1 protein-coding gene is annotated in these 1,842 nt (G+C 48.3%); it reads right to left on the bottom strand.

Going from position 1 to position 1,842, the window contains the following annotated elements; translation table 11 throughout:
- Positions 1-228 precede the first annotated feature (228 nt).
- A complete protein-coding gene (locus QVO39_RS02000) occupies positions 229-1,713 on the bottom strand; it encodes a hypothetical protein (protein ID WP_021902797.1) in 1,485 nt (494 codons plus the stop codon).
- Positions 1,714-1,842 lie beyond the last annotated feature (129 nt).

Raw genomic sequence — 1,842 nt, 5'->3', positions numbered from 1 at the left:
CCTTCAGGGGGAAGCTTGGGTTAATACACCATGAAACCCCTTCGGGGTTTTTCTTGACAATCAAGTACCGGTGATTCCTTATCGACACCCCATCAGCACCCGACAGGGTGCTCCATTCGAGCGTCCGACCTGTCCGACTTGTCCGAGAAAGGTACCTAAAAAGTAACTCTCCCAAAACGGGATTGCCGCTTTGGGAGAGTACATAAATGTGCGAGCCTGGAGCCGCGATCACAAAGCGATATTTACAACTGGATCTGGTCCTTCGGGTAGAGAGCCACCACCTTTACCTGGGTACGTGAAGCGGAGGAGGATCTCGTAACTATGGTTACGTCGGATCTCACGTAGACCATCGGCACGCTTGGTTCCAAAAGGTATCGCATAATACTTATAGCGTCGCTTCCCAACGATCGCCTTGGTGGCAGGGTCAAACTTAGTGATATAGACCAACATGGTCGCCTGCTCTGATGCATTGGTAGGGAAGTTCTCCGGCATATAGAAGTGCTCTGTTCCCCCTTTCCCCAAAGCCGTACCTACAGTTTCATCTTCGGTATGCGCAATGTTGGGGTAGCTTCTATAGAACGGCATATTCGCTGCAGGCTTGCCCACTTTCTCATAATGACTCTTGAGTGCTGCCCAATTATTAGGAACCACACTGGTGATATTGGCATACTGCCCAGGATAGATATCATCAAAGAAGTGGTCCTTGACCGGTTTCACTTCTTTAGTGCTTCCAGCTGGGTAATACTCATACTCCCATCGAATCGTCACCTTGGCCACTGCCCGCTCTAGGTAGATGCTCCTGATCTCATGCACTGGTTCAGTAGAGCCACTCTCGCGACCGTTAATACCCCGCTTATCATTGGGCTTCACGTCCACCAAACGACTAAACATTGGCAGATAAGAAGACTCAAATAATTGACTATTACCACCAAGGTCACTACCCGGGAATATATTTTTCGAGTCAATCCACTTACGCTTTGATACCACATCCTGCTCGTAGCTAAAGTCTGGATTTTCGCTGAGCAAAAAAGGATTCTCCAGCGTCAGCGGAGCCAAGTTTTCGTCTCTATTGTAGTAGGTATGGTACGCTTTGCTATTGACCATAAACGAGAGTACACCAGAGGTAGGGATTTTATAGAAAGTGATGGTTACCTTAGAGTATGGGGTGACATCCACTCGTGTAGAGTATCGACCAAAATCACTATAAGGGATCAAGCCTTCCACCTTATAATCCCCCTCTCGAAGCTCAGGGATATGGAGGTCACGAATCCAATCCTCACCACCATTGGTATTCCAACTTTGCCAGCGATCAAACTCACGTTGATAGGCTCTATACTCGTCAGAATAGTACCACTGCCAAAACTCCGCAGTGCCATATTTATAAGGATTACGAGGAGGCGTTGGCTTATCTGCAGGCTCTGGGGTATTCACCGTAGCTCTAGCCCGCTCATCTTCACTATAGATGCCATCAAAGACACCGATATCTGCTCTCAGTGTATTATTGACCACACGCGTAGGGGCTACAGAGATATTGAGCGTGATAGGCTCTGGTAGGATAATGCGCGTACCATCGGGCGTCTTCTCATACCCTTCCCATGGATCCACCTCAGGAGCATCGGGCGTCACCTCCGCTCTATTGGCACCCTTCTCGCAAGAAGTAAAAATCATTGATAGCCCAATAATGGTAGCTACTTGCAGTATTCTATTCTTCATAATGCTTATTTCTTTATGGGAATTACAGGAGGTGTCTTTGCATCATCGATATCCACCTCAATGGTTTCGTTTTCCACCTTCCAAGGGAGCACCTTGATGCCGTCGTCGAGGATGAGTCGACCGCCACGG

The organism is Porphyromonas sp. CAG:1061 (assembly GCF_000435035.1).
Classification (GTDB): Bacteria; Bacteroidota; Bacteroidia; order Bacteroidales; family Porphyromonadaceae; genus Porphyromonas_A; species Porphyromonas_A somerae.
Note: the sequence above shows the minus strand (reverse complement) of the source record. Positions and strands in the feature narration are given on the sequence as shown.